This window comes from Sanyastnella coralliicola (assembly GCF_030845195.1).
Taxonomy (GTDB): Bacteria; Bacteroidota; Bacteroidia; order Flavobacteriales_D; family Sanyastnellaceae; genus Sanyastnella; species Sanyastnella coralliicola.
Map to the genome: position 1 here is coordinate 3,655,640 of NZ_CP132543.1, position 20,242 is coordinate 3,675,881.

Sequence of the window (20,242 nt, forward strand, 5' to 3'; positions counted from 1 at the left end):
TAGTTCTGTTCAACCGCCTGTCAAGATTGCTTCAGCTATTTAGTAGTTTAGCGGAAAATTCTTCGAGATGTCGAAAGTCACAGTAAACGGAAAAGATAGTTGGGAATTCGAGCAGAGCGCTACGAAACTCCTTATCGACGGTGTAACCAACGACGCGGTGGTTGAGCCGATTTCTGACACGCAACTTATGGTGAAGCCAGGTGGTGGGGCACGTCAGTTCGTTATCGACATCATTGAAGTAGATCACGAAGCGAAGAAAGCAGTGTTGAGCATTGGGTCTAGTCGTTACGAAGTAGATCTAAAATCAGAGCTTGACCAACTTCTCGAGAAAATGGGAATGGGAGCAGGAGCCGGAGCATTGCAGCGTAAAGTGAAGGCACCAATGCCAGGACTAGTGATCGACGTGATGGTATCTCCAGGACAAGAAGTTCAGAAAGACGAGCCGATCTTGATTTTGGAAGCCATGAAGATGGAAAATGTCATCAAAGCACCACGTGACGGCGCCATCAAAGCCGTTGGCGTTGAGAAAGGTGCAGCCATCGAGAAAAACGCCCTTCTGATAGAATTCGAATCATAGGCGGGAACGCTTTCCTTCTTTTTAGCGTTCTATACACACAAGCGTGTGAAAAATAAGCGAGCGGCTCCGTGGAGGGCCCTGTGCTAGTTGTACCTTTATTTTTTGACGTACAGCACGCGAAAAGCTGTGTTATGACCAGATTTACAACAATACTCATCCTGTGTCTTTTGAGTGGTTTTCAGACCCTTGCTCAAGACTGTGGATCGCCTACGCTACTTTGCGCAGAAACTTCAAACCCGGATTCGCTGACGAATGCGGCTCCTGTTGCTTTCAGCTGCATGGATGCCCTCTACACGAATTACTACAGTTTCTCTACGAACACCAATGCCAACAACACAGGCAATGTCACGCTTTCAGTGAGTGGCATCGATTGCATGACCAATGGTGGCAATGACACGATCCAAGCGATCATCGTAGAAATACCAGCAGGAGGTGACCCGTGTCAACCGATTAGCTACGTTCAGGTTTCTGACTGCTTATCGGATACACTTGACTTTTCCTTAGAAAGTGATGACCTCTCGGCGAACACCGACTACATCGTGATTCTGGGTACGAACCATGACCCAGCGAACGGGCCATGTGACTTCAACGTCAGCATTGACGGTCCAGCGGTGGATATCAACGCATGTTGTGATCAAGAGATTTCCCTCGGACAGAGCGCTACGATTAACGCCAGTGGGGCAGAAGCGATTCCGGGATACTCTTGGAGCCCGGCATTGACACTTGACACTGCTATTGGTAACGAAGTTGTAGCGATTCCAAATGAAACAACGGAGTACACCGTAACAGGTTTTGTTGGTGATTGCGAGGTGACAGACATTGTGACGATCATCGTGGGCCCACCCGTCGGAATCCCGAATACGATCACACCAAACGGCGATGAAATCAACGATCTCTGGAAGATCAGTGGAATCTCTGATTTCCCGAATGCCCAAATCACCGTGTTTGATCGTTGGGGGCAAGTGGTGTTCAAAGACATTGGATACGCTGAACCTTGGGATGGAACAAATCGCGGAAAGAGACTTCCAACAGCGACTTACTACTACGTGATTGAGCTGAATTCAACAGACATTCAAATTGACCCGATTACCGGCGCAATAACACTGGTGCACTAATGAAGAAGATTCTGCTCATCAGCATACTAGCGCTTTCAGGCCTCTCAATGAATGGTCAGCAAATGCCGTTGTATTCGCATTACGTCCTGAATTACCTTCAGATCAACCCTGCCGTTGCAGGTTCACAACCATGTCTCGACATGAAGATCGGTTATCGCAGACAATGGATGGGAATTGGCGAAGGACCACGAACAGCTTTTGGTAATATTCACGGGTCTTTCGGAAAGAAGAAACACAACTTCCACGGAGTGGGTGGACAGGTGTTTACAGATGATACCGGTCCGATTGGCTTCACTGGAATGAACGGGGTGTATGCTTATCACATGAAGATGAACCGCAAGTATTACCTCAGCGCAGGTATTGGAGTTGGGTTCATGCAGTACCGGATTGACCTTGGCGGGGTGGTGTTGCCTGATGTTCAGGTGGTGAACGACCCGGCATTTGCAGGGTCATCTAGTGAGTTTTTATTCCCGCAGATTCAATTTGGTCTTTGGTTGTATAAAGAAGATCGTTTCTATGGTTTTGCCATTCACAACTTGACAGAGAACGCCCTTTCGATTCTACCAGGATCTGCATTGAGAAGACACTATTCGTTTGCTGCAGGTAGAGCGATTGAGATGCAAGATGGGTTTATGTTTAAGCCATCAGCTCACTTGCAATACGTGGCTTCTTCACGAGCGTCGATTGACCTCACAGCAATGTTTGATTACAAAGAGAAGGTTCAAGTAGGAGTTGGTTTCCGCAGTGAAAGTGGGATTACCGGACTCCTTCGTGTAGACCTTTTCCGATATGTAACCCTTGGCTATGCGTATGACTTCGCATTGTCGAGAATTAGATTTGACGGGCGTCACACGCATGAAGTAGTGCTTGGAATTCAGGCGTGTGCAGGAAATGAAGGCAGAGCGGTGCCTTGTGCGGCTTATCAATAAGCCCCCCAGACTGAAACAACACGACCACCCTATACGTATGGGGAGGAAGGTATAAATCGAAAACACTTGATATCAACCTTTCGCCTCTTCTTTTTCGTGGGCTTTTGCCTGCTGGCATCCGTTGCTTCTAGCCAGTATTCCTGGGTAGGAGGAAATGGATCTTGGAATGACCCTTCGCATTGGTCTTCTTCGGAAGGAGCCAATGGCATTGGGCTGCCTGCTGCAACCGATTATGTAGTCATTCCTTCAAACGCCCAGATCACGATTGATGAGACTGCCCAATGCGCAGACCTTATCTCAGAAGGAGATGCCCAAGTACAACTCACCGGAAACGGAACCCTGAATGTATCAGGAGACCTCATCGGCAACAACTTGGTCATTTCTATTCCCCAGGTAACGTTCTCTGCAGGGGTTCATCAGATCGACCTCGCTCAAGCTCAAGCCACAAATTTCCATTTCAACAATGGCTGTGAAGCACACTTATTGAAAACCATACACACTGGCGGCACCATCTCTGGAGATGAGTGCTTGTTCCATTTGAATGGAAGAGGTGTGGTGTGTGATCGTTTTCTTTTTTCTGACGCTCGCGCGGAATTGGACGTGGCCAGCGGAAAGATCTACGTGAACGAACAACTTGAAGTAGACTCAGGAGTTGAAGTTGACGAATTCGAGCCAAGTATATGGCCAAATGATGAAGCGACGATTAACCCTGGAGCACTCACAGTAAATGTGGCAAGAACAGCCACCTGTGGTACAGGGCCGGGTCAAACACCGTTTACGATTACCGCTTCAGTAGCAACAAACTACAACGGAGAAGATATTAGCTGTAATGGCGCGGAAGACGGCGAAGCTACCGTATCGGTAGTAGGCGGCGTAGGACCGTTCTCATTCCAATGGATTGGTGGCGACAGCCCAGGCTTCTTACAATCATATACAGGACTTGGCGCAGGTACATACACCGTACTTGTTACTGATCAAGGACAGGGAATCACTTGCGTAGACAACGTGCAGTTGACGGAGCCGCCACCGTTGACGGTATTCGACTTCATTTACACACCGCCATCATGTACAGGAAATTGTGATGGATCGGGGACACCGATTGTAATTGGTGGTGTAGCTCCTTACGACTTCGACTGGGGTAACGGCGAAACAACGCAGACCGCTTTCGCACTTTGTGAAGGAAACAACACCCTTGAATTTACAGATCTAAACGGGTGTGCTTTTGACACCTCTTTTGTGGTTGAAGTAGTTCCAATCTACGCCAACCTTGATATCACGAACGTACTATGTAACGGCACTTCAACCGGAGCGGTGACAGCCAACCCTGAAGGAGGAACCGGTGGTTCGTACCAAGTAGACTGGTCTACTGGAGACGACGGAAACACGGTAACAGGCCTTGATGCAAATAGCTACACGGTGACGATTACCGATATCGGCGGGTGTTCTTATGACACAGCTTTTGTCATTACCGAAGAGCCACCGGTTACCATTACGCTAGACAACAGCAACGACCCTTCTTGTGATGGAGGAAACGACGGAACAATTGAAATTACCATCAATGGTGGACTTGCCCCGTATGATACTGATTGGACAGGTCCGAACGGCTTTGTTTCTACCGACGAAGATCTGACAACCCTTGAAGCTGGAACCTACGATCTAACGGTAACAGATCAGAATGGATGTCAGGCGCTCTTGAGCGTGACTTTGGACAATCCTGATGCGATTGTTGTTGACGAAGACATCGAAGACATTGAATGTTTTGGTGACGCCAATGGATCCATTGAGATCTCTATTTCCGGCGGTCAGCCAAACTATACCACAGATTGGACAGGCCCGAACGGCTACACGAGCGGTGATGAAGATATTTCAAACCTGGAGAATGGTGTGTATGACCTTGTAGTTACAGACGACAACGGTTGCCAGGCATTTTTCAGCTACAACATTACTTCGCCTTTCCCGATTGACGTGGATGAAACCATTACTCCGATCTCTTGTAGCGGAGCAGATGATGGTCAAATCGACATCAGCATCACTGGAGGTTCCAATCCGTACGACGCCGATTGGACGGGGCCAGGAGGATTCAACACCACAGGCACATCGATTTCAGGACTGGAACCAGGAACCTATGACCTTGTGGTGACTGATGACAATGGGTGTCAGGCCTTCTTTAGCTATGAATTGGAAGACCCAGATCCGTTGGTGTTCATCGTGTTCATCACACCAATTAGCTGTAACGGGGCAAATGATGCGTCGATTACAGTGACTGTTGCTGGTGGTACAGCGCCTTATGATTTCAGCTGGACAGGCCCGAACGGCTTTGTGAGTACTGACCAAAACTTGGTTGATTTAGGTCCGGGCACCTATGATCTCACTGTGACTGATGACGCAGGTTGTCAAGGCTTCACGACAGCAGTAATTGCGGAACCAGACCCAATTACGTTGATACCAGACATCACAGACCTTTCATGTGGAGGTGCTGGTGATGGTGAAATTGATCTTTCTATTCTTGGTGGAACACCGGACTATGATGTCGACTGGACAGGCCCAAATGGATTTACCTCTACCGACGAAGACATTACAAATCTTGAAGCCGGTGACTACGACGTTGTAGTAACTGACGTAGAAGGTTGTCAAGTTCTTGCCACCTACACTGTGAGTGAACTACCTCCGATTGTGTTGACCTTAGACGTCACACCAATCAGCTGTAACGGCGCAGATGATGCGGCTATTGACCTCAGCATTGCTGGCGGTCAACCACCATACGACGTTAGCTGGGCGGGCCCGAACCTCTTCATCTCTACGATGGAAGATATCTCAGGATTGGAACCAGGTTTCTACAACGTGTTGGTCGTAGATCAGAACGGTTGTTTCACTGAATCGAGCGTTGAGATTACCGAACCGGATGCGATTGATGTAACGGTTGATTCTGTAGATCCAGAATGTAATGGCGAAGCTACGGGGTCGATCACATTGACCATTAATGGAGGTGTTGATCCGGTTACTGTTTCATGGGATAGCGGCGATAACGGACCCATCTTGACTGACTTACCAGCGGGAGATTACGAAGCCACGGTAACCGACGGTTCCGGATGTTCTGTCGTGCTGCCTGTCATCACGTTAACAGAAGCACCAGCAATTGACATCTCTGTAGACGTAACGCACGTTCAGTGTGCCGGAGATACCAACGGAGCCATTGACTTGACAGTCAGCGGAGGAACAGGAGATTTAAGCATCTCTTGGACAGGGCCAAACGGCTTTGCTTCTAACGACGAAGACATCGATAACCTCGAAGCAGGAACCTACGACTTGACAGTGACAGACGATCTAGGTTGTACAGAAACACAGGCGGTGACCATCAATGAGAACAGCCCTATCATGGTTGATTTCTCGACGGCGCTTCCTTTGTGTGCTGATGACTTGATCTCAATTGACATTACCATCACTGGAGGTCAACCTCCTTATGACGTGTCATGGACAGGTCCTGACGGCTTTACGAGCACTGATGAAGACCTCGTTGATGAAGCACAGGGTGTTTATGACTTGACAGTGACAGATGACCTTGGATGTATCTTCACGGCAAGCGCAGACCTGACCGCACCAGACCCGTTGACGGCCACTGCGGATCTAACGGAACTCGATTGTTCAGGAGACCCTATCGCGGCAATTGATCTGACGGTTTCAGGCGGACTTCCTCCGTACGACATTAGCTGGACTGGTCCGAATGGGTTCAACAGTACAGACGAAGACATTGACAACCTCGAGGCGGGAACCTACGAAGTGACCATCCTTGATAATTTTGACTGTGAATTGATTCAATCATTTGAGTTCGTTCAGCCGATATCCTTGGATGTTGATGTGAACGTAACTGATCCTTTGTGTTTTGGAGACAACACAGGAGCTATTGACATTGAAATCTCAGGAGGAACAGCGCCATACTTCGTAACGTGGACAGGTCCAAACGCATTTAACTCTACCGCAGAAGACATTTCAAATCTTGAGGCGGGCAGCTATGACCTATTCATCGTTGATTCTGGAAACTGTGATGCCAATTTGACGATTGATGTGGTTGCTCCAGATGAGATTCAAGTTGACGCGACCATCACGAACGTGCTGTGTGGAGGAGGAGCAACAGGAGCCATTGAAATTGATATTACAGGAGGTGTAGGACCATACGTGACCGTTTGGACAGCCCCTGGATTTAACTCCGTAGCAGAAGACCTTTTCGACTTGGAAGCGGGTAGCTACCAGCTTGACTTGGTTGACAGTCAGGGTTGTTTGTTCTCTGCGAGCTATGATGTTTCAGAAGAGACGCCGATTACCATTGACCTCAATACAGAAGACTCAACATGTGGTGATAACTCAGGAAGCGCTGAAGCAACAGCAACAGGCGGAGTTGACCCAATCACCATTGAGTGGTTTGACGAGAATATGATCTCCATTGGAAATGGAGGAACCATTTCAGACCTAGCAGCAGGCAATTACTTTGTCACTGCGACTGATGACAATGGTTGTTTCCTTACCCAAGGGTTTACAATTAGCGACAGCGATGCCATTCAGCTCGATAGTGACGCAACAGATCCGTTGTGTAGCGGTGATACGAATGGAGCGATTGATCTAACGATCACAGGAGGAACGGGTAACATCACCCTTGGGTGGGTTGGTCCTAACGGATTCGTTTCTGACCAAGAAGATATTGCAGACCTTGAAGCGGGTGATTACACGGTAACAGTGGTTGACGAACTTGGATGTCAATCTTCGCTTTTGGTGACATTATCTGAGCCTGAAACGCTTGTACTAACCGCTGCTACTGCGCCTGTTTCTTGTGGCGCAACTGACAATGGAAGCATTGATTTGACAATTACCGGAGGAACACCTGATTACACCATTTCATGGGTTGGTCCGAATGCCTTTGTTTCAGACCAAGAAGATTTGACAGGCCTCGAAGCAGGTATTTATGATCTGCAGGTGGAAGACTTCAACGGTTGTTCTGAGGTGCTTTCAGTAGAGGTTATTCAAACCACTAGCGTGGAAGCGGATTTCGTTGTAACGAACATTACTTGTGCAGGTGATAATGATGGCTCCATCTCGACCTCGATTACAAGCGGTGAATCACCTTTCGATTTCGTGTGGTCTGGTCCTGATGGATTCACAAACACCAACAGTGACATTGCCTTGCTTGAGCCAGGTGATTACAACTTAGTGGTTACCGATGCCATTGGTTGTACCCTAGACACCACCTTGACGGTTACTGAGAACCCTGCGGTTACGATTGATGTGACTACGGTTCAACCGAACTGTCTAGCAAACGACGGGGCTCTTGAAGCTGTGGTTAGCGGCGGACAGGTTGCTGACGATTACACTTACTTCTGGTATGACCTCGACAATGGGAATGCCCTTATTGGCACTGAAGCGCTTCTAGAAGACATTCCTTCAGGCAGCTACTTCCTTGAGGTTTTTGATGATTTGGGTTGTTTCGCTACCGCGGAAATCACATTGGCAGATAACGCTGGTGAACTCGAGGCAGACATTACGACTCCGCTATGTTTCGGAGATGCCAATGGAGCGATTGATCTTACCGTAGTGGGAGCAACAGCGCCATTCACCTATAGTTGGGCTGGCCCGAACGGCTTCACCTCAGATCAAGAAGACATCGCTGATTTGGAAGCTGGTGATTACGCAATTGAAGTAATAGATGACCTCGGCTGTTTGTTAGCAAGTACGTTCACGGTTGACCAACCAGATTCGTTGATCACCACCCTCGTGGAAGGCGATCTACTATGTGCTGACGGCAACACCGGGACGATTCTCGCAGCGATCGATGGCGGAACACAGCCATACACGATCAACTGGACAAGCGACAACGGTTTCACGTCTACTGAGCAAAGCTTAAGTGACCTGGCTCCGGGTTGTTATTACCTTGAAATCATTGATGATAACGGTTGTGTTGCCCAAGACACAGCTTGTGTGGAAGCACCAGAAGCGTTGCTACTTGATGCCATCCTCACAGACATTGCTTGTTTCGGAGATTCAACCGGATCCATCGAAATCACGGCTACTGGAGGTGTAGGTGGATTCACTTATGACTGGACAGGTCCAGGTGACTTTGTTTCTTCTGATGAAGACTTATTCGATGTACCAGCAGGAGGATACGAACTGACCGTAACAGACTTGAATTTCTGTACCCTTGACACATTGTTGGTGCTGGCACAAAACCCACAGATTGTCTTTGAGATTGATACGATCTTGCCAAGCTGTCCAGGATTTAATGATGGCTCAATTACTGTCACACCGTCTGGAGGTATCGCACCATACGATGTGGCTTGGTACGAAGACGATATACCTGTAGCCACGGGAGAAACTTATGACAACCTCGCTGCTGGCGAGTACCATGTGGCTGTCTCTGACGCTTTTGGTTGTGTCGTAAGCGAGACGATCACACTAGTAAATCCTGAACCATTCGAACTTGATACGGTACTGACTGATATTTCTTGTTTCGGTGCGGCCGACGGATCGATTGAGATCTTGATTGCTGGAGGTGAAGCACCATACAGCACCTTCTGGATTGGGCCAAACGGTTTCTCTAGCACTCAAGAAGACATCTTCAGCCTTGAATTAGGCACCTACGAGTTGACACTCGGTGACGCCAATGGATGTGTTCAAGTATTCAGCTTTGACATCAACGAACCAGAAGAACTGACCATTTCTCTCGACGAAATCAACAACACAAGCTGTCTGATTTCTTCTGATGGATCCATCGAGATCACCATAGAAGGAGGAACACCTGAGTTCACCTTCGTTTGGGAAGACGAAGAGGCGAATACCTTTGACACGGAAGATCTACTAGACATTCCTGTAGGTAACTACAACGTGGTGGTAACCGATGCCAACGGTTGTGAAGTTTCCGTCGAAGATATCCCTGTAGGTTTCTCTGGAGATGTAACTGCAGATGCAGGGCCTGATGCAGCGCACTGTTTTGGAATCGAGACGAATCTAATTGGCACCAACACAGGTGGTGATGGATCATTCTGGGCAGACAGCCTAGGTACACAGATTGATTCTGGTGACCTTCTAGACATCTTCCTTGACCCTGGAGTGTATGAGTTCATTTATGTAGCTCAAGACGGTGATTGTATCTCACAAGACACTGTTCTGGTGACGATTTATGACCTTCCACTTGCAGATGCTGGATTAGATCAAGAGGTGTACTTCGAAGAGCAAACAACGCTTGGAGGTAACCCAGCTGCAGATGAAGAAAACTTGATTGTCTGGACGCCATCAGACCTCTTACTAGGAGACGACGTACCAAATCCAACCACTGTGGAGATGACGGAGAACGCCATTTTCGTGTTGGAGGTGACCGACTTGAATGGATGTGTGAGCATTGACTCTGTGATGGTGACCGTGATTCCTGAACTAGATGTTCCTTCTGGATTCACGCCAAATGGAGACAACATGAACGACTTGTGGACTCTTGGAAACAACTTGTTCTACCCTTCACTAAACGTGGAGATCTACAACCGTTGGGGAGACCTCTTATTCAGGGATGATCGCGGCTATGCGAACGCCTGGGATGGAACCTTTAACGGAAACCCTCTGCCGATTGGCACGTACTACTACGTGATAACCATCGATGAGCCAGAGTTCAAGACAACATTGACTGGACCTGTAACCATACTGCGATGAGGACGAAGACACTACATATCATGATCGTCGTGCTATTTTCCGCGCTAGCGGGAAAAATCAACGCGCAACAATTGCCGCAGTTGAGCATGTACCTTGACAACGCCTTCGTGCTGAACCCAGCAGTAGCAGGTAGCAATGATTATTTCGATGTCAAAGGAATGAACCGCAGCCAATGGGCCGGCATTACCGATGCACCGAGAACGTTCACGTTGTCACTTCAAGGCCCTCTCAAGAATCCACACATTGGCTTAGGAGGACATCTATTCACAGATAACGTTGGACCAACACGCAGAACAGGAATTCAGCTGACTTACGCATGGCATTTCTTCTTGAACGAAGACATGCGGCTGGGCCTAGGACTTTCTGCTGGCGCGATTCAATTCGCGATTGACGGAAGTAAAATCACCTTGGCCGAAGAAGGCGACCCCGCACTATTTGGAGAGTTGAGATCGGAAACAGTAGTTGATGCCACATTCGGCGCGATGCTTTACACAGACAAGTATTTCATTGGGTTCTCTTTGCCACAGTTGTTGCAGAATCAAATGAACCTCTACGATAGCCAGCAACAAGCGAGCAACCGTTTGGAAGACCACTACTTTGTGATGGGTGGATACCGCTATACCTTCAGCGATGATTGGATGGTGGAGCCTTCGTTCCTTGTCAAGTATGTAAACCCAACCCCACTGAAGTGGGAAATCTCAACGAGAGCGTGGTATCAGAACATGGTGTTTGCTGGTTTGAGTTACCGAAGCAATGACGCGTTGGTTGCCATGGCCGGTTATCAATACATGGAAAGCGTTTCGATCGCTTATGCCTATGATATGACGACTTCAGGTCTGCGCGAGCACACAACCGGCACCCACGAGATTTTGATCGGGTTCCGTTTTAATCAGCGTTAGCCGCCGCTACTTGTTCTTCTAAGGCTTCAGAGGCACTTCCGAAAGCCTGTTGATGAAGTGTACAATACCATTGATCGCGATCTAGGCTGACCACTGAACCTCCGTAGTGTACTTTACCCGCTTTTACTTCTTTTTCTGCTCTTCTTGAAAGACTGCCATATAGCACAGGAATCACATGTGCTTCAGATTGACAATGAGGACAGCTCTTTCTGCGAACATCCCAAGGAAAAATCATGCAGAAGACTTTTTATCAAGTTTATTGCATCTTCGAACTGATATCCAGTAATCCGAAGAAAGGTTATGAACATCGAAACGTTTCGCGAATTCTGTTTGAAGCTTCCTGCTGTCACAGAATCCTTCCCATTTGACAATAAAACCTTGGTTTTCAAGGTGGCGGGCAAGATGTTCGCCTTATGTGACGTTGATAGTTTTGAAGGGGTGAACCTGAAATGCGATCCAGACATGGCGCTCGAGTTAAGAGAGACCTATTCCGCCGTTAGGCCAGGTTATCATATGAGCAAAAAGCACTGGAATACCGTTGATATGGATGGTTCTATCCCGCCTAAACTATTTGAAGAATGGGTACTCAACAGTTATCATTTGGTCATCAAGGGATTGACAAAAAAACAGCGGATGGACGCTGGGCTCTAAAAGTTTGTAATGAACCCACTACTTTTGCATCAGATAAGCCCATGCAATACACGCTGAAGCACATAGCAGAAATGTTGGCCAAGAACCTTGGACAACTAGAGAAAGGAGAGCTCAAATTCGAAGATGTTCACAGTCTAACTGAACAGTCTCGCGAGTTGTATGAAGGGCTGATTGCTTTGCGTTACGCTATCGCGGAAAAGGGATTGAAGCCTAATGACAACCCGCCATTCCGCATTCATCCAGGACAAACCTCTCTTATTGACGCCATCGATGAGGTGGTAGCTGAAACGAACCAGAAGAATGATCTGTTTTCTTCGATGTTGCTTGATCAAACGGAAGAGGAAGAGGAAGAATCAGAAGGAGAAGGAGAATCTGAGGCTAGGGGTGCACATGTGCACCCAGAAGAATTAGAGAGGGACGCATCTTTGCGTCCGGAAAACCAGCCTGCAGAAGAAAACAACCCAGATTCTGAACCAACGCCTGATGTTCCTGAGGTGATGATTCAGCCTGTTGGTGATGTTGAAGAGATAGAGGAAGAAAAAGAATTAGAGGGAGAGATAGAAGGGGAATTAGAATCAGAAGGAGAGTCAGAGGTTAGGGGTGCACATGTGCACCCAGAAGAATCAGAGGAAGAAATAGAAGAAGAGGCTAATGTTAGCGTTGCACCAGTGCACCCGTCTGAAAAATCAGAACCTGACCCCAACGATGATTCCCTAGCCGCAAAGCTGAGTCGTTCTCCGATTGAAGACCTTCGGAAAGCGATTGGCTTGAACCAGAAGTTCCAATTCATTCGCGAACTGTTTGACGGAGACGCCTCTTCTTATGATGCTTTTGTTGACGGCGTGAATGGCTCCAACTCACTTGAGGAGGCGATGTCGTTGGTGAATGATCAAGTGCCACAGTTGGCGTCGAAAGAAGAAGGGGATGAGGTAGTTGAAGTCTTCATGGACCTGATCGAACGCCGCTTCTTATGAGCAAGTTGTATCTCGTTCCGACCCCGATCGGGAATCTTGAAGATATCACTTACCGCGCTGTGCGGATCCTAAACGAAGTTGATTTAATCCTTGCTGAGGATACGCGTACGAGCTCAAAACTCCTTCGCCATTATGCCATCGAGACGCCCATGCGTTCGTTCCATGCGCACAATGAACACAAAACTGTAGACCGCATTCTTGAAGAATTAGAGGCAGGGCACACCTACGCCCAAATCTCGGATGCGGGAAGTCCTGGAATCAGTGACCCAGGGTTTTTGTTGGTGCGCGGCTGCATTGAACGAGGAATCGAGGTAGAATCGCTACCAGGCCCAACCGCTGTTATTCCTGCGCTTGTCTTGAGTGGGATGTCTCTAGATCGTTTCATCTACGAAGGCTTCCTTCCACAGAAGAAAGGACGTCAAACTAGGGTAAAGGCGATTGCTCAACACGACGCCACGACAGTGATGTACGAATCACCACATCGAATTGTCAAGTTGCTTACCCAGCTTATAGAGGAGTGCGGCGAAGAGCGTCTGGTATCAGCCAGCCGAGAGATCACCAAACTCCACGAAGAGACCGTTAGAGGCTCATTAGCCGAGGTAAAGGCTCATTTTGAGGCCCATGCACCTAAAGGCGAGTTTGTGGTCGTATTTCAAGGCTTAAACGCCGCTCAGAAGAGCAGTCGATGAATGTCGGCGACTTTCTCTACGCCAACCACTTTCAAGTTACCGTAAGAGTCTTTCACATTGCGTGTGTATGAACTCACAAGCATGCGCTTGAAGCCCATTTTTTCCGCTTCCGAAATTCGTTGTTCGATGCGACTGACTGGTCGGATTTCTCCAGACAGCCCAATCTCTCCTGCGAACACTGTATCTGACGGCAGAGCGATATCCAAACTGCTCGATAGGCAAGCAGCCACAACGGCTAAGTCAATAGCAGGGTCTTCAATGCGCAGACCACCAGCGATGTTGAGGAAGACGTCTTTCATACCCAACTTGAAGCCGCAGCGTTTTTCGAGAACCGCAAGAAGCATGTTCAATCGGCGAGTATTATAACCGGTAGCGCTTCGTTGCGGCGTACCGTAAACGGCGGTACTAACGAGGGCCTGAATCTCCAAAAGGAGCGGGCGCATTCCTTCCAAGGAAGCCGCAATGGCTGAACCTGAAAGCGACGGGTCTTTTTCACCAATCAGTACAGCAGAAGGATTCAACACGGGTTGAAGTCCGTTGCTGTTCATCTCGTATATCCCGAGTTCGTGTGTAGAGCCGAATCGGTTCTTCACTGTACGCAGAATGCGGAAGGCATGGAAACGGTCACCTTCAAACTGAAGCACGACGTCAACCATGTGCTCTAGCACTTTTGGCCCTGCGAGTGAGCCTTCTTTGGTGATGTGACCGATTAAGAATACAGGGATGTGCTTGGTCTTGGCAATCGTCAAAAGATCAGCTGCCGTTTCTCGAATTTGGCTCACACTACCAGGCGAAGATTCAATTTCTGGTGTAAACAGCGTTTGAATCGAGTCAACGATAATCAAAGAAGGGTTGAGTTCTTCTGCCTGTTCGGCAATGATCTTCACGTTGGTTTCGGGAAGAACATAAAGGCTGTCTTTTAGCGGGCCAATGCGTTCAGCGCGCATCTTTATTTGCTCGGGGCTTTCCTCACCAGAAACATACAGCACGTTGCCTCCTGAGAAGCGCATCGCCGTTTGAAGCAAAAGGGTTGATTTCCCAATTCCGGGCTCACCCCCGCAAAGGATGAGGCTGCCAGGAACAAGTCCACCGCCTAGTACGCGGTCGAGCTCTTGATCATCAACAGGAGTGCGCACACCACTGCTTGATTCGAAACTCTGAAGTGGAGCCGCCTTTTGTTGCGTCACAGGAATCATGGCGCGCCTGCGCGTCTGGCGAGTATCTGGTTGAACAGATTCTTCAACGTAAGTATTCCACTCATTGCATGAAGGACACTTACCAATCCATTTTGCGGCGGTAGCGCCACAGCTTTGGCAGACGTATTTTGTTTTGACTTTGGCCACGAGGGAAGCTATAAAAAAAGAGGCCGCCCTTCAAGGGCAGCCTCCGCTATATTCGAGATAAGTTATTATCTGCTGATGTTCACTGTACCGTTGTGCTCTTTTCCGTTTGGAAGGATGATCACGTACCAGTAAGTTCCTTCAGCTACGTCACGTCCGTCCCAGTCACCTGAGCGGTAATCTTGGCTTTCGTAAACTGAAGTTCCCCAACGGTTGTAGATGTATACCTGAACGTCATTGTACACGTCGAGTCCTTCGATGTGGAAACGCTCATTGGTAGCATCACCGTTTGGAGTGAAGATGTTCGGAATAGTAATCTCACATGCATCGATTACTACTTCGAAGTTCGCTTGTGTAGAACCACAAGGGTTGATTGAAGTACCTGTCAATGTTTGAACGATTCCCCAACACTCAGTACCGAGGTCAGAAGCGTTCAACGTCAAATCATCTGCGTTGTCTTCGAAGTAAATGATGTCTCCGTCACAGTTAATTTCCCATACCCATTGTGTTGGTCCACCTGTAGAGTTCAACTGGAATACGTTGTTGATCTCAGGACAAAGCGTCAATGGCGTTGTTGGGAATGGATCTACGTTTGGAGCAGAACCAATAAACACTTCAGTACAGATGGTTTCTGTAGCACAGTTTCCTGGGTCTGTTACATCCACACAAACTTCTTGGTTTGAAGTCACTTCGTACTGGATTCCGTTGGATCCGTCAGGCCAAACAACATCCCAATCAAGGTTAGGAACGTTCGCAGCCATGATGTACGGGCCATCAGAATCACAGAATGCGTAGTAAGGTTGTGGAAGAACAGTATCAAGCTCTCCAGCGATTGACACCTCTGCACAAGCGCTTGCTCCAACAGGGTCACATTCGTTGCTTACCGTTACACAGTATGTTCCAGTTTCGCCGGCTTCAAATGTTTCACCGTTGCCTACCGCAGCACCTTCGAATGTCCACTCGTAAATGAGTGATGGGTCATCGTTGGCAATTGGATCGAGGATCACCGTTCCACCGTCACATAGCACTTGGTCTTCAAGCACAGGGGCTGAAGGAAGGCTTGTTGCGATGATGTCAAAGGTATCAGAGTCTTCACCACACCCGTTTTCGATGGTTACAGTGAATGTCTCGTTTGTTGCTTGGTCGAAGCTGTATGTGTTCGTAAGAACGTCGTCAACTCCCGGGCTCGGCCAATCGATTTCGGCAGTACCACCAAGGTCGTATACGTCAGCGTTGACAACCGCTTCTTCATCTCCACAAAGTACGAACGCATCAGGAGAAAGCTCGATTGTTGGTGCTTCTGTGAATTCAAGTTGGTATTCGTAGAAGATTCCACATGATGCTTCTTCGAATGAGAAGATGTGCATTCCGTAATCGTCTGGAGTGAATACAGTATCGAACTCATCGTCTGGATCGAACGTTCCACCAGGACCGCTAATGTATGTCCATACACCAATTGCAGGATCCGCCGTACAGCCTACCTCACCTTCAAAAAGAATTTGTCCGTTAGTAAATGGAGGCTCAGGGTCAACCTGGTTGTTTGTAGAACAGTTGAAGAAGAGAACGTCATTGAACTCATCTCCTGTACCTGCACTGATGTATTCGATTTCGATGTAATCACCCGCTTCAATTGCCACCTGCTCAATCAAGAAGGTAGAGAATGAAGTGAAAGTTGCTACAAGCTCTTCGTTCACATAAACGTTGATGAAAGAACCGTCCCAACCGTCGTTGTTCGACGACTGCAGGTAGATGTTGAAGAATCCTTCTGCTGGGTTGCTGAAACCTCCAAAGAACTCTACTGGCTCAAGACCGTCACAGTATGCTCCAGACCACGTATCTTCTGGGATAAATGGATCTACGCTCAACACGTTAAATACGTATTGACCTTGACATCCTTGTTCGTCAGTTACAAGAAGTCGGTAAGTACCCGGGGTCAATTCTGCGCTCAAATTGTCATCTGCAACAGAGACTACTTCACCACCGAGGCCGTTCCAATCACCTTCCCATGAAATATCTGTGTAAAGTTCCCATTCGTCTTCACAGATCTGAGCTACAGCTAGCTCGTCAGAACAAATAGGGTTTGGTAATACCGTAACACATGGAAGGAAGTATGGCGTCTGATCAATGGTAACCGTTGTTTCTGCAGTACATCCTTCGTCGATTCCTGCAACTACGATTACTTGTCCACCTGTTGTTACGTCACAAATAGGTGTTGTACATCCTGATGACCAGTCGTAGAAGTCGAATCCGTCGCTGGCCTCGAGTGTAGTTGCAGATCCGGCACAGATGGTGAAGTCACCAGATACTGTCAGTTCTGGAAGTACTACGTCGATTACCTCTACTACAATGTTCAATTCAGTTACTCCCTCAGGGTCACCTGAGTCGGTAGCTATTACGTTGATGGTGTTGAATCCGATGTTATCGACGCTACCCACGTAACCACCGTCGAAAGTTGCGGTGTTTCCGTTGATGACGTTGTTGATGTATAAACCATCTTCGTACCCATCTACGTCGTATTCAATCGTTACCTGCTGATTGTTCTCAGGCGCCAAGAATTGGAAGTCAAGAACAAGGGTGTCTTGAAGACAAAGCGTGATGGTGTCACACCCAACGTTTGCTGTAGAGATAGGAGGTATGTTGTTCTGTTGGACCCCGATCGTGTTGAAGTTGAACGTTTTATTGTTCAACCAGTACACACCGTCAATTTCGTCATTATCATCACCGTAAGGTCCGTTGTATGTATCGCTACAGCTTCCGAAACGTCCATACTGGATGTTTGGTCCTGTCGTAGCTGACTTATCTGCACCGTTGGTTGCAGGTGTTGGACCTTGACAACCACCAGATCCACCTACGTCACCGTGAGCCCATCCCATGTTGAGGTAGCAAAGCTGCACGTTTGTTCCTTCTGGAAGTACAGGGCTATCTTCTGGAGTGAAGATGATTTGGAAGGTATTCGTTTTGTCGTCGTGGTTGTTGTAGTAACCCACGTCGATGAAGTTCACGTATACCGCGTCTTCAGTAATCTTGTACCAAATTTCACCTGTTGCACGGATATCGATATCTGCCCAGAAACCGGCAATCTGATCATACGTTGCATCAGGGAATTCTTCCGGAGTCCAGTCAATGATACCGGCACCGAAAGAAACAGAACCTTTGGAGTTGATGTAAACAGCGTTGAAGTTTTCACCGTAGTGGTCATGGCTCCATCCTGGAAGAGCAAGCGGCCCGATCCAAGCGTCTACGTCGGCACCTGCACCCCCTGTTTCGTCCCAGTCATCTGTTTGAATTTGTGTGTAAGTGTCGTCTGGTTCAACCCAGCACTCACATCCGCCCGAGGCCAACAGGCGAGCTGCACGACGAGCTGCACGCTCATCTTCGTCAACTACTTTACGCTCCTTTACGATGCGGCGAGCATCTTCTTCAGAGTAGTGCTCCCATTCACGAATCACGTCCCATTCAGCACGTGTCATGTTGATTACAGCACCTTCAAAACCATTGTACTTTGCAATGATTTGCTCAGCATTTAGGGTGGTTTCAGAACCATCCATGTTGTTGATTTCCTGAGAGAATGCTACGCTTCCGGAGAGGAGGAAAGCGACTAATAATAGAATCGATTGTTTCATTTTACCACTCATCTTATCTAGTCTGAACTAAATTAGTTCTGTTCGTCAAAGGTTGTACCCCGTTCAAAGGGCTAGCAAATATAGTATTTCAGAGCTAACGAAGGAGCTTCACAATACGCCGTTCGTTGAATACTTTACCAGCGTCCGAGTATGCTACCACAGTCAAAATGTACGCGCCTTCAGGACATTGATTCCCTGCTTGGTCGTTTCCATCCCAGCCTGAGCCATTTCCAGACTCCTCAAATACTACTTTACCATTGGAATCGTAAACCACCATTTGTTGTACAGTGACCTTACGAGATTCCGGGTGTATGCCGAGAATATCATTTACTCCGTCGTTGTTTGGAGTAAAGACATTCGCCAGAACCAATTTCGCAGGAAGATCAACCGTGATTTGCTGTTCTTCCGTTCTATCAAACCCTGCAGCATCAACTACTTGGAGAATGACTGTGTAGTCATCTTCAAATTCGTAGGTGTGTTGTGGACTGCGTTCTGTTGACATTTCTCCGTCGCCGAAGAACCAGATGTATTGTACCCCGTTGCGGAATGCCGGTTCGAAGTGGCGCGTGAGCGTTTCGCGATCATAAATCGAAACCGTGAATTCAGCACTGAGATTGGCATCTGGTTGTGCTTGTTCTTCCGTTGTTTCCGATTCCGCGCTAGCGTCTGAATTATCCGAAGCCTCAGCAGCGCCTTGTTCATCAGCTACCACAGGGGTCTCAGACGCTTCTTCAGTCTCTTGCTCTGATGAGTAGATGGTTTCAACGGTAATGGTATCAGCCACCGGGTCATCAGTGTTCGTGATCATTTTTAATTCTCTTGAAGGCTTCTCGTCAGAGCGATCATCAACAGTTGTAGTTTCCTCACTTACATCACGTTGAGTATCCTCGGAAGGTTGCTCAGTGGCAGTATTCGTTTCCGCGTTAGCGACAACCACTTCTTCTTGAGCAGGAGCAGACGCCACAGTATCATCACCACTGAAGTATACACCCAGTGCAATCGCACCTCCAACGACAACAGTGGCGATTACACCAGCCACAGCGCTAAATCCGCCGGAAGCGCCAGCAGCGCCACCACCGGCACTACCACTGGCAGCACCACCTGGCGTCGGCAACTGCTGCTGCAATTGCGACCAGATATTTGGATCTACCGGTGCTTCGGCTCCGGATAGCTTCTGCTGAAGCAGATCTCTTATGTGCTGATCTTCTGTCATCGTCCTTGTTCTAGTGCGTTCAGTTGATTGCGCAACTGAATCTTGGCTTTGTGAAATTGGGTCTTTGAAGTGCTTTCAGAGATTTCGAGCTTCTCAGCAATCTCCTTATGACTGTATCCTTCGATGGCGTATAAGTTGAAGACTGTGCGATATCCTGTGGGCAGCTGAGCGATCAAAGCCAAAATATCTTTGGCGGCGAGTTCACTCAACACGTTGAAGTCAGTTATGTGAAGATCATAAGCTTCATCAATCGACTCTTGGAAGGCGTGGCGTTTTTCTTTTCGGATGTGAATGAGGGCCGAATTAACCATCACCCTTCGAATCCAAGCGCCTAAAGCACCATCCCCTTTGTATTGACCCAATTTTTCAAAGACCTTAATGAACCCCTCTTGCATCATGTCTGCTGCATCATTGGGATTCCCTGCATAGCGCAGGCAAACCGCCATCATTTGACCGGAGAACTGGTCATAGAGCTCTTTTTGTGCCGAGCGTTCGTTTGCTAAGCATGCATCTACAAGTTCTCTTTCCGTCATGGCGTTCGTGGTGATA

13 protein-coding genes are annotated in these 20,242 nt (G+C 48.0%); 8 read left to right on the forward strand and 5 right to left on the reverse strand.

Features of this window, described 5'->3' with window-relative positions; genetic code table 11:
• Positions 1–67: 67 nt before the first annotated feature.
• The 5 genes from RA156_RS15120 (at position 68) to RA156_RS15140 (ending at position 11,203) form a co-directional block, all read left to right on the forward strand.
• Positions 68–577 carry an acyl-CoA carboxylase biotin carboxyl carrier protein subunit gene (locus RA156_RS15120; protein ID WP_306641276.1) on the forward strand — a complete coding sequence of 170 codons (510 nt, stop codon included), beginning with the start codon at positions 68–70 and terminating at the stop codon, positions 575–577.
• 131 nt (positions 578–708) lie between these two features.
• Entirely contained in the window at positions 709–1,692 is a 984-nt protein-coding gene (locus tag RA156_RS15125; RefSeq protein WP_306641277.1) for a T9SS type B sorting domain-containing protein, read from the forward strand.
• Entirely contained in the window at positions 1,692–2,621 is a 930-nt protein-coding gene (locus tag RA156_RS15130; RefSeq protein WP_306641278.1) for a PorP/SprF family type IX secretion system membrane protein, read from the forward strand. The genes RA156_RS15125 and RA156_RS15130 overlap by 1 nt, the downstream gene beginning before the upstream one ends.
• 66 nt (positions 2,622–2,687) lie before the next feature.
• Positions 2,688–10,304 (forward strand): T9SS type B sorting domain-containing protein, encoded by a 7,617-nt coding sequence (locus tag RA156_RS15135; protein ID WP_306641279.1) that lies wholly within the window; start codon positions 2,688–2,690, stop codon positions 10,302–10,304.
• On the forward strand, positions 10,301–11,203 hold the full coding sequence (locus tag RA156_RS15140) for a PorP/SprF family type IX secretion system membrane protein (RefSeq protein ID WP_306641280.1): 903 nt from the start codon (positions 10,301–10,303) through the stop codon (positions 11,201–11,203). Before RA156_RS15135 ends, RA156_RS15140 begins: the two co-directional genes overlap by 4 nt.
• On the opposite strand, the gene RA156_RS15145 is transcribed toward RA156_RS15140, so the two are convergent.
• Positions 11,190–11,438, reverse strand: coding sequence for a hypothetical protein (locus tag RA156_RS15145; RefSeq protein WP_306641281.1), 249 nt, complete (start codon positions 11,436–11,438; stop codon positions 11,190–11,192). The two genes, RA156_RS15140 and RA156_RS15145, sit on opposite strands and share 14 nt — an antisense overlap.
• 65 nt (positions 11,439–11,503) lie before the next feature.
• Between RA156_RS15145 and RA156_RS15150 the strand changes: the two genes are divergently transcribed.
• The 3 genes from RA156_RS15150 to rsmI are packed head-to-tail and all read left to right on the forward strand — an operon-like array spanning position 11,504 to position 13,517.
• Positions 11,504–11,854: an MmcQ/YjbR family DNA-binding protein gene (locus tag RA156_RS15150; protein WP_306641282.1), complete on the forward strand. Its 351-nt coding sequence runs from the start codon at positions 11,504–11,506 to the stop codon at positions 11,852–11,854.
• A 41-nt stretch (positions 11,855–11,895) separates the two neighbouring features.
• On the forward strand, positions 11,896–12,828 hold the full coding sequence (locus RA156_RS15155; RefSeq protein WP_306641283.1) for a DUF8457 domain-containing protein: 933 nt from the start codon (positions 11,896–11,898) through the stop codon (positions 12,826–12,828).
• Positions 12,825–13,517 carry a 16S rRNA (cytidine(1402)-2'-O)-methyltransferase gene (rsmI, locus tag RA156_RS15160; protein ID WP_306641284.1) on the forward strand — a complete coding sequence of 231 codons (693 nt, stop codon included), beginning with the start codon at positions 12,825–12,827 and terminating at the stop codon, positions 13,515–13,517. The genes RA156_RS15155 and rsmI overlap by 4 nt, the downstream gene beginning before the upstream one ends.
• Here the strand turns inward: rsmI and radA are convergent.
• The 4 genes from radA to RA156_RS15180 form a co-directional block, all read right to left on the reverse strand.
• Complete coding sequence (gene radA, locus RA156_RS15165) at positions 13,499–14,860, reverse strand: DNA repair protein RadA (protein WP_306641285.1); 1,362 nt, start codon at positions 14,858–14,860, stop codon at positions 13,499–13,501. The genes rsmI and radA overlap by 19 nt on opposite strands.
• A 65-nt stretch (positions 14,861–14,925) precedes the next feature.
• The gene (locus tag RA156_RS15170; RefSeq protein WP_306641286.1) at positions 14,926–18,480 is read right to left on the reverse strand and encodes a T9SS type B sorting domain-containing protein; all 3,555 of its coding nucleotides are present in this window, start codon (positions 18,478–18,480) and stop codon (positions 14,926–14,928) included.
• A 94-nt stretch (positions 18,481–18,574) separates the two neighbouring features.
• Positions 18,575–19,693 carry a T9SS type B sorting domain-containing protein gene (locus RA156_RS15175; RefSeq protein ID WP_306641287.1) on the reverse strand — a complete coding sequence of 373 codons (1,119 nt, stop codon included), beginning with the start codon at positions 19,691–19,693 and terminating at the stop codon, positions 18,575–18,577.
• On the reverse strand, positions 19,690–20,226 hold the full coding sequence (locus tag RA156_RS15180; RefSeq protein ID WP_306641288.1) for an RNA polymerase sigma factor: 537 nt from the start codon (positions 20,224–20,226) through the stop codon (positions 19,690–19,692). Before RA156_RS15180 ends, RA156_RS15175 begins: the two co-directional genes overlap by 4 nt.
• Between the last annotated feature and the right edge of the window lie 16 nt (positions 20,227–20,242).

Excerpts from the sequence above, each read along its gene's own strand:
- RA156_RS15120 (WP_306641276.1), top strand. The coding sequence starts at position 68 with ATGTCGAAAGTCACAGTAAACGGAAAAGATAGTTGGGAATTCGAGCAG.
- RA156_RS15125 (WP_306641277.1), top strand. The coding sequence starts at position 709 with ATGACCAGATTTACAACAATACTCATCCTGTGTCTTTTGAGTGGTTTT.
- RA156_RS15130 (WP_306641278.1), top strand. The coding sequence starts at position 1,692 with ATGAAGAAGATTCTGCTCATCAGCATACTAGCGCTTTCAGGCCTCTCA.
- RA156_RS15140 (WP_306641280.1), top strand. The coding sequence starts at position 10,301 with ATGAGGACGAAGACACTACATATCATGATCGTCGTGCTATTTTCCGCG.
- RA156_RS15145 (WP_306641281.1), bottom strand. The coding sequence starts at position 11,438 with ATGATTTTTCCTTGGGATGTTCGCAGAAAGAGCTGTCCTCATTGTCAA.
- RA156_RS15150 (WP_306641282.1), top strand. The coding sequence starts at position 11,504 with ATGAACATCGAAACGTTTCGCGAATTCTGTTTGAAGCTTCCTGCTGTC.
- RA156_RS15155 (WP_306641283.1), top strand. The coding sequence starts at position 11,896 with ATGCAATACACGCTGAAGCACATAGCAGAAATGTTGGCCAAGAACCTT.
- rsmI (WP_306641284.1), top strand. The coding sequence starts at position 12,825 with ATGAGCAAGTTGTATCTCGTTCCGACCCCGATCGGGAATCTTGAAGAT.
- RA156_RS15170 (WP_306641286.1), bottom strand. The coding sequence starts at position 18,480 with ATGAAACAATCGATTCTATTATTAGTCGCTTTCCTCCTCTCCGGAAGC.
- RA156_RS15175 (WP_306641287.1), bottom strand. The coding sequence starts at position 19,693 with ATGACAGAAGATCAGCACATAAGAGATCTGCTTCAGCAGAAGCTATCC.
- RA156_RS15180 (WP_306641288.1), bottom strand. The coding sequence starts at position 20,226 with ATGACGGAAAGAGAACTTGTAGATGCATGCTTAGCAAACGAACGCTCG.